The following is a 7,434-nucleotide window of genomic DNA, read 5'->3' as shown; positions in this document are numbered from 1 at the left end:
ACGCACACACTTGGCCTATATCGAACCAACTCCAACAAGGTGGGGTTCCGCTATGGCCAGGTTTCTAACTTACGACCTCAACCCAACGCACTACCCTGACATAATCGCGTTGCTGTTAACATGACATATTGACGTTGCCACGACACGTAAGGTTTTGCTAACTTCATTCAGCGCGCCAACTATGCTAAATTTTTCTCCGCGACGCGCTAAACTGGCCGCCAAGGATACTGGTAAAGATCACTGCTATGGCAAAAACCTCTCGCCCTACCGCCGAACGGGAAATCGCCGAACTGCGCGAGCAGCTCAACAAGCACAATTACCAATATTACGTGCTCGACGATCCAGCGATCAGCGACGCCGAATACGACCGGCTGTTCCGCCGTCTGGTGGAGATCGAACAAGAACACCCCGAACTCACTACGCCCGACTCGCCGACGCAAAAAGTCGGCGCGCCGCCGCTGGAGAAATTTACCACCGTGCAGCACAGCCTGCCGATGCTCTCGCTCAACAACGCCATGGATCGGGAGGAGCTGGAAGAATTCGAAGCGCGGATCCAGCGTTTTCTCAAACTAAGCGAGCCGGTGGAATATTTTGTCGAACCGAAAATCGACGGCCTCGCCGTGGAACTCGTCTACCTCGACGGCAAATTGACCGTCGGGTCGACGCGCGGTGACGGCATCAATGGCGAAGACATCACGGTGAATCTGAAAACCATCCGCTCGATCCCGTTGGCGCTGCGCGCCAATGCTCGGCCGGTGCCCCGCCGTCTCGAAGTGCGTGGTGAAGTTTTTCTCTCGCGCCAAGCATTTCAAAAAATTAATCGCGAGCGCGAAGAAGAGAGCGAGCCGGTTTTCGCCAACCCACGCAACGCCGCCGCCGGTTCGCTCAAACAGTTGGACTCGACCGTCACCGCGAAACGGCCGCTGGACATTTATTGCTACGGCGTCGGCAGCCTCGAAGGCGCGAGCGTCGCCAGCTACGGCGAATTTTGCGCCGCGTTAAAAGAATGGGGCTTGAAGCCGGTGCCGCGCGGCCAAGTGTGCCGCGGCGTCGGCGAAGTGATCGCTTACCGGGATGAAATCGAAAACCAACGCGACGCGCTCCCCTACGAGATCGACGGTCTGGTCATCAAAGTGAACAGCAACGAATATCAGCGCCGCTTGGGTGAGATCGCCCGCTCGCCACGCTGGGCGATCGCCTATAAATTCAAACCGCGCCAGGCGACCACGCGCATCCTCGATATCCAACCGCAAGTTGGCCGCACCGGCACGCTGACACCGGTGGCAAGCCTGGAAGCGGTGCCCATCGGCGGGGTCATCGTCAAAAGCGCCTCGCTGCATAACATGGACGAGATCGCCCGCAAAGATATCCGCATCGGCGACACCGTGGTAGTCGAGCGCGCCGGCGACGTGATTCCCTACGTCGTTCGCGTGCTCGAGGAAAAACGCAGCGGCGAGGAAAAAACTTTCGTCATGCCCGAGCACTGCCCGGTGTGCGCTTCGACGGTTTATCGCGAAGAAGGCGAAGCGGCCTACCGCTGCATCGGCATCTCCTGCCCTGCCAAGCTCAAAGAGAGTTTGAAATTCTTCGGCTCGCGCCACGCCATGGACATCGAAGGGCTGGGCGAAAAACTCATCGACCAACTGGTCGAGCGCGGCCTGGTGTGCGATGTCGCCGATCTTTACAATCTCAGCAAAGAGCAGTTGGCCAAGCTCGAACGGATGGCGGAAAAGTCGGCGCAGAATTTACTCGACGCCTTGGAGCGCAGCAAAGACTCGACCTTGCCGCGCTGCATAACCGCGCTCGGCATCCGTCACGTCGGCGAAGCGACGGCGAAACTGTTGGCCGAGCATTTCGGCGATTTGAGAAAAATTGAAGACGCGAGCGACGAACAATTGATCGAGATCCGCGAGATCGGTCCGGAAGTAGCGAAAAGCATCGCGCGCTTTTTCGCCCAGAGTGAGAATCGCCAAGTGGTCGATAAGCTGCTGAACGCCGGCGTGCGCTTTAAAGTGGAAGAAAAAAAAGCCGGCCGCTTGAGCGGCGCGACTTTCGTATTGACCGGCGGGCTCGAAAGCATGTCGCGCCCGGAAGCGCAAAAGCGCATCGAAGCCTTGGGCGGCCGCGTGGCTTCGACTGTCAGCCGCAACACCGCCTATGTGGTCGCCGGCGCGGAGCCGGGATCCAAGCTCAAGAAGGCCCAAGAGCTCGGCCTGCGCATCCTAACGGAAGCGGAACTAATGGAACTGCTCGGAGCGAGTTAGTAACGATCGCGCCGCGGCGGTCGGTCGTCGCCAAAACCGCCTCGGCCTCCGGGCCGCGATTCCCGCGGCGCTTGGGGCCGAGCTTCGCTGACCACGATATTACGCCCTTCGAAGTCGGTGCCGTTGAGCGCGCTGATCGCCTTGGCGGCGTCCTGATCTCCGCCCATCTCGACAAAGCCGAACCCTTTGGACCGGCCGGTAAATTTGTCGGTGATGATGCGCGCGCTCAGCACCGACCCATGCTGCGCGAAGTGTTGCTGCAGGCGTTCTTCCGTTACGTTGTAGGGAAGATTGCCGACGTATAATTTTGCTCCCATCCTCTGGCCCTCCTAGTTGAATCGACGATTGCTCATACTCCCCAGGGGAAAGACGTAGCCAAAGGGCAGGCCTCAAACGGGTCTCAACGACGGGAACCTGTCGGCGCGCTCTTCGGTAACCGGACCCATGCAAAACGGCGCCAGCCTACAAAAATCGCCGGTCGCTTGTCAAATTAATTTATCGCGGGTTAGCGCGCTTGCGCGGGCCCCGCGCGTGGGCTAAAAAATGCCGGTATGATGATGGCCTAAACAACTAGCGCGGCTCGCGTGCAGCTAAAAATTCACGGCCGTGTCCAAGGCGTGTACTATCGCGCGTCGGCGCTCCAGGAGGCGGAGAAACTCGGCTTAACCGGCTGGGTAATGAACTGTGCCGACGGCACCGTGGAAGCCGTCGCCGAAGGCGCCAAGCACAAGCTCGAAGAGTTAATCGCCTGGTGCCGCCAAGGCCCCGACGGCGCGCGTGTGACCGATGTCGAAGTCCGCTGGGAATCGGCGAGAAATGATTTTCACGGCTTCACCATCCGGCGCTCGTAGGGGCGTATTGCATACGCCCTTCTATGCCAACCGCAATTGCTATTCGGCCGCGCAATCATTCCGACTTTTTTAAGCTCTTACTCTCCAACGCCAGGCGATAAACTTCGCGCTTGGACAAGCCGTAGCGCTCGCCGAGCATTTCGGCGATCTCCTTGACGCCGGTACCCGCGCTGCTGAGTTTACTAATCTCAACTCGCAACTGCTGCTCGGAAACTTGCGCTTCGCCGCTCGAGCCGTGCACGACCAGGGTGATTTCACCTTTGATCTCGCGATCCCCAAGCTGGCCGATCACTTCGCCCACCGTGCCGCGCAGAAACTCTTCATGAAGCTTGCTCACCTCGCGGGCGACGACGATTTGGCGCTCGCCAAGGATCTGTTGCAGATCGCCGAGGGTTTCGAGCAAGCGATGCGGCGCTTCGTAAAAAACCAGCGTCGCCGCGCCGTCGCGCAGCGCTTGCAGCTTGGTCTTGCGTTCGGATTTTTTCGCCGGCAAAAAGCCTTCGAACTGAAAGCGATCCGTCGGCAATCCGCTGGCGCTCAACACCGTCGCCATGGCGCAAGCGCCGGGCAGGGCGATCACTTGCACGCCTCTGCGAATCGCCTCGCACACCAGACGAAATCCCGGATCGGCGATCGCCGGCGTGCCGGCGTCGGAAACCAACGCCACGCTAGCGCCGTTTTGAATCCGCTCGATCAGCGCCGCCGCCTTCTCGCGCTCGTTGTGCTCGTGATAACTGGTGAGCGCCGTGGTGATACCGTAGTGGGTCAACAGATGACGCGTATGGCGGGTATCCTCCGCCGCGATCACATCGACTTCCTTGAGAATCCGCAGCGCCCGCAGCGTGATGTCTTCGAGGTTGCCGATCGGCGTGGGGACGATGTAGAGCAGCCCCGCCATTTAGAGCCCCACAAGCGGGTCGAGGATGGCGGATCGACGATAGAGAATAGCGCGATCTTCGATCCTCGATCCGCCATCCTCGACCATTATTTTCCCCAGTCTCTGGAATAGCGAAAATCTCTATCAATCGTACGCTGCGATACTTTCGCAATCACCGGCAGGCGGCGTTTGAATTGCGAATTCATGATCCGCAGTGCGATATCGTCGACGAAGCGTTCGGCAAAACCGGCGGCGATCAGTTCGGGCTTGGTGTAGCGCTGATCGACCATGAGATAGAGCAGCTTGTCGACTTCGCGGTAGCTGAAGCCGAGCTCGCCTTCGTCGGTTTGGCCGGCCCAGAGATCCGCCGACGGCTCTTTATTGACGATCGCGAGCGGTACGCCAAGGGCCTCGGCCAGAGCCCAAACTTGAGTCTTATAAAGATCGCCCAGCGGATTGATTGCCGAAGCCATGTCGCCGTGCAGCGTGCCATAACCGAGCAGCAGCTCGGTCTTGTTGCTGGTGCCGATGACCAAGCCATTCCAACGCGCTGAGTGGTCGTAGAGAATCGTCATGCGTTCGCGCGCCATCTTGTTGCCGCGTCGGCGCGCATCGGCGTCGGGAAACTTCGCGAAGTAAGCGTCGATCTGCGGCGTGATCTCGACCAGCAGCGAGACGATGCCGCTCTGCTGCACCACCAGCTCGGCGTGGGCCCGGCTCTCGGGATTGGAAGTCTGGTAGGGCATTAAGATCGCCAGCACATTATCCGCGCCGAGCGCTTCCGCCGCCAGCATGGCGCTGAGCGCCGAATCGACGCCGCCGGACAAGCCGACGATGGCGCGCTTGAGTCCGGTCTTGTGAACTTCGTTGCGAATAAAGCCGGTGAGGATCGCGCGCAACAATGTCGTGTTGGTGGGAATTTGAATCATGGATCAGCGATCAGTTATCAGCGTGCAACCGACAGGCAAATGGGTAACCACAGGGGCTTGCCCCTACAATTTGGAAATCTTTTTTGCGCCCTTTGCGCTTTTTGCGGTTAATTCTCTTCTTCCCTTTGGTTGCGGCTGCGCCGCCGGCCGCTCGCGGATACGCATCAGCTCGTTGATCGTCAAATCCAAATCCTCATCGCGCAGCAGCGGCGCCATGGTGCGCTTGCGCCGCACCGCTTCCATGGCGACCTCGGCGACGATGAAATCTTCGTCGTAATATTTCGCCTTGGCGACCCGCTGACCGAAGGGATCGACGATCTCAGAGCCGCCCCAAAAGCCGACACCGTCTTCGAAACCGCAGCGATTGCCGTAAATCATGAACACGCTGTAGGTCTCGGCATAGGCGCAGTTGATCATTTCCCAATAGCGCGCGTTGTCGTCCTGGACCTGGCCATCGACGACGCCGCGCAGCGGGCTCGCCGAGGGGCAAATCACCGCCAGGGCGCCGTCGAGGGCGGCGAGATAGATCGTCGACGGATGCCAGAGATCCTCGCAGATCAACAGCGCCAAGCGGCCGAATTTGGAATCGAAGGCGCGCACCCGGTCGCCCCTGGCGAAGTAACGTTGTTCGTCGAACATGCCGTAGGTCGGCAAATAAACTTTTCGGTGCACGTGGCGAATCTCGCCGTCCTCGAAGTAAACCGCCGAATTGAAAAAGCGATGATCGGCGCTTTCTTCGACGAGTCCCGCGACGAAAGGCAATTCACGGCTCAATTTTTTGAGCGTAGCCATCTCGGGCGAATCCGCCAGCAGCGCCACACTCGGCACGGTATCGCGCAGGAAGTAGCCGGTGAGGCTCAATTCGGGAAACAACAGCAGGGCTGCATGGTCTTTGACTCCCTGGCGAATCTTCTCTTCGTAGAGCGCTAGATTGGCGTGCAGGTCTCCAAGCTTGGGGTTGATCTGGGCGATGGCGATGGGAATCGACACAATTTTCTCTCCGTCGGTCAATCGGCGACAATAAATTCTTTCGAAGGTAACATAGCCTGAGAGTCACTTGCAATTTAACGCCAAGCTCCTTATTTTTGATCAAAGGCAGCAAGCAAAAAATGGACGAAAAAATTCTCATCTTCGGTCAGGATCTTTGACAGTTCACTTCGGGAGCCCGTGCGGACTTCTCCCGGCGTAAGATCCCGTTCGAATACATCAACGTGCTCGAAGACGACGCCGACCTGGAGCGCATGTTGAAATTGACCAACGGCCGGCGCCGTGTGCCGGTCATCGTCGACGCCGGTAAAATCACCGTCGGCTTCAACGGCTGGTGAGAAGTCTAATCGCCGGCGGTCGCCAGCGATGCGCCAGCGCAGCTTAGAATCCAATCGTATCCAGACCAGCGGAACTCTTCAGCAGGCCGACATTGACAGAAACGATCACAGAGCGCGTCGCGGCGAAAATCAGCCAAGCGTTCAGTGCCGCCACGGCGCTCACTGCGGTCACGGCCCTGGCCGGCGACGCTTCCAGCCGGCGCTACTATCGTGTTCAGTTGAGCGGCGAAAAAGTGCCGGCAACGATGATCGTCATGGAATTGCCTGCCGGCAGCGCGCTGCCGCTTTCGAGCGAGGAGTTGGCGATCTTCAAAGACCCGCCCAAAGAATTGCCGTTTCTAAACGTCCATCGTTTTCTCAGCGCCATCGGCACCAAAGTGCCCGAGCTCTTCGGCCACTGGCCCGACGAAGGGCTGCTATTTCTCGAAGATCTCGGCGACACCGCGCTCTGGGATCGGGTGCAAGGATTGGCCGACGGTGAAGTCGTCATTTGGTATCGCCGAGCGATCGACGAGTTGTTGAATCTACAATTGCGCGGCACGCGCCAACGCGACGATGGCTGCGTCGCCTTTCAGCAGCGCTTCGACGCCAAACTCTATCTCTGGGAGTTCGAACATTTCATCGAGTGGGGCCTAGTCAAACGACCGGGAGCGAAGGCCGCCGCGTCGACAATCGCAGCGCTGAGAAAAACTTTTACCGACATCGCGGCGATCTTGGATAGCCAGCCGGGCTATCTCAGCCATCGCGACTATCATAGCTGGAACCTGATGATCCGCGACGAGCAAGTGCGGGTCATCGATTTTCAAGACGCCTTGTTGGCGCCGGCGCCGTACGATCTGGCGTCGCTGCTCAACGACCGGATCACCGACAGCGTGATTCGCCCCGAGCTCGAAGCCCAACTGGTGCGTTACTACTTCGAACGCAAACGGGAACTGGAAGCCAACACGCCGGCATTCGATGAGTTCAGCGAAGTCTATCGCCTGTCGGCGATCCAGCGCGATCTCAAAGTGGTCGGGCGCTTTTATTATCTCGATATCGTCAAAGGCAAACCCGGCTACATGAAGTTCGTGCCGCCGACCGTACGCCGGCTCCAGCGCAACCTGATGCAAACCGCGCAAACCCAAAAGATCCTGCCGCTGCTGCTCGAGCACTTCGAGGCGATGCTGTGACCGGGACGCCTGTAGAAAA

8 protein-coding genes are annotated in these 7,434 nt (G+C 58.9%); 4 read left to right on the top strand and 4 right to left on the bottom strand.

Going from position 1 to position 7,434, the window contains the following annotated elements; all coding sequences use genetic code 11:
• The first annotated feature begins 245 nt into the window (after window positions 1-245).
• On the top strand, window positions 246-2,264 hold the full coding sequence (gene ligA / locus EXR70_16345; GenBank protein ID MSP40061.1) for an NAD-dependent DNA ligase LigA: 2,019 nt from the start codon (window positions 246-248) through the stop codon (window positions 2,262-2,264).
• Here the strand turns inward: ligA and EXR70_16340 are convergent.
• Entirely contained in the window at window positions 2,261-2,581 is a 321-nt protein-coding gene (locus EXR70_16340; GenBank protein ID MSP40060.1) for an RNA-binding protein, read from the bottom strand. The genes ligA and EXR70_16340 overlap by 4 nt on opposite strands.
• A 267-nt stretch (window positions 2,582-2,848) precedes the next feature.
• Here EXR70_16340 and EXR70_16335 point away from each other — a divergent pair, with 267 nt between their 5' ends.
• A complete protein-coding gene (locus EXR70_16335; GenBank protein ID MSP40059.1) occupies window positions 2,849-3,115 on the top strand; it encodes an acylphosphatase in 267 nt (88 codons plus the stop codon).
• 55 nt (window positions 3,116-3,170) lie between these two features.
• Here EXR70_16335 and rsmI read toward each other — a convergent pair whose 3' ends face one another.
• The 3 genes from rsmI to EXR70_16320 all read right to left on the bottom strand — a co-directional run bounded on the left by rsmI (window position 3,171) and on the right by EXR70_16320 (window position 5,911).
• Window positions 3,171-4,013 carry a 16S rRNA (cytidine(1402)-2'-O)-methyltransferase gene (gene rsmI / locus EXR70_16330; GenBank protein ID MSP40058.1) on the bottom strand — a complete coding sequence of 281 codons (843 nt, stop codon included), beginning with the start codon at window positions 4,011-4,013 and terminating at the stop codon, window positions 3,171-3,173.
• 86 nt (window positions 4,014-4,099) lie between these two features.
• Window positions 4,100-4,921 (bottom strand): NAD+ synthase, encoded by an 822-nt coding sequence (locus tag EXR70_16325; protein MSP40057.1) that lies wholly within the window; start codon window positions 4,919-4,921, stop codon window positions 4,100-4,102.
• Window positions 4,922-4,984: 63 nt separating this feature from the next.
• Window positions 4,985-5,911 carry a carbon-nitrogen hydrolase gene (locus tag EXR70_16320; GenBank protein ID MSP40056.1) on the bottom strand — a complete coding sequence of 309 codons (927 nt, stop codon included), beginning with the start codon at window positions 5,909-5,911 and terminating at the stop codon, window positions 4,985-4,987.
• 200 nt (window positions 5,912-6,111) lie between these two features.
• Here EXR70_16320 and EXR70_16315 point away from each other — a divergent pair, with 200 nt between their 5' ends.
• Window positions 6,112-6,246 (top strand): hypothetical protein, encoded by a 135-nt coding sequence (locus tag EXR70_16315; GenBank protein ID MSP40055.1) that lies wholly within the window; start codon window positions 6,112-6,114, stop codon window positions 6,244-6,246.
• 53 nt (window positions 6,247-6,299) lie between these two features.
• Window positions 6,300-7,415, top strand: coding sequence for a hypothetical protein (locus tag EXR70_16310; GenBank protein ID MSP40054.1), 1,116 nt, complete (start codon window positions 6,300-6,302; stop codon window positions 7,413-7,415).
• Window positions 7,416-7,434 lie beyond the last annotated feature (19 nt).

It is taken from the genome of Deltaproteobacteria bacterium (genome assembly GCA_009692615.1).
GTDB lineage: Bacteria > Desulfobacterota > Binatia > UBA9968 > UBA9968 > DP-20.
The sequence above is the reverse complement of the archived record's forward strand: the minus strand, read 5'-3'. Positions and strand labels throughout refer to the sequence as shown.

Coding starts and splice junctions, on each gene's coding strand:
- ligA (MSP40061.1), top strand. CDS start 246: ATGGCAAAAACCTCTCGCCCTACCGCCGAACGGGAAATCGCCGAACTG.
- EXR70_16340 (MSP40060.1), bottom strand. CDS start 2,581: ATGGGAGCAAAATTATACGTCGGCAATCTTCCCTACAACGTAACGGAA.
- rsmI (MSP40058.1), bottom strand. CDS start 4,013: ATGGCGGGGCTGCTCTACATCGTCCCCACGCCGATCGGCAACCTCGAA.
- EXR70_16325 (MSP40057.1), bottom strand. CDS start 4,921: ATGATTCAAATTCCCACCAACACGACATTGTTGCGCGCGATCCTCACC.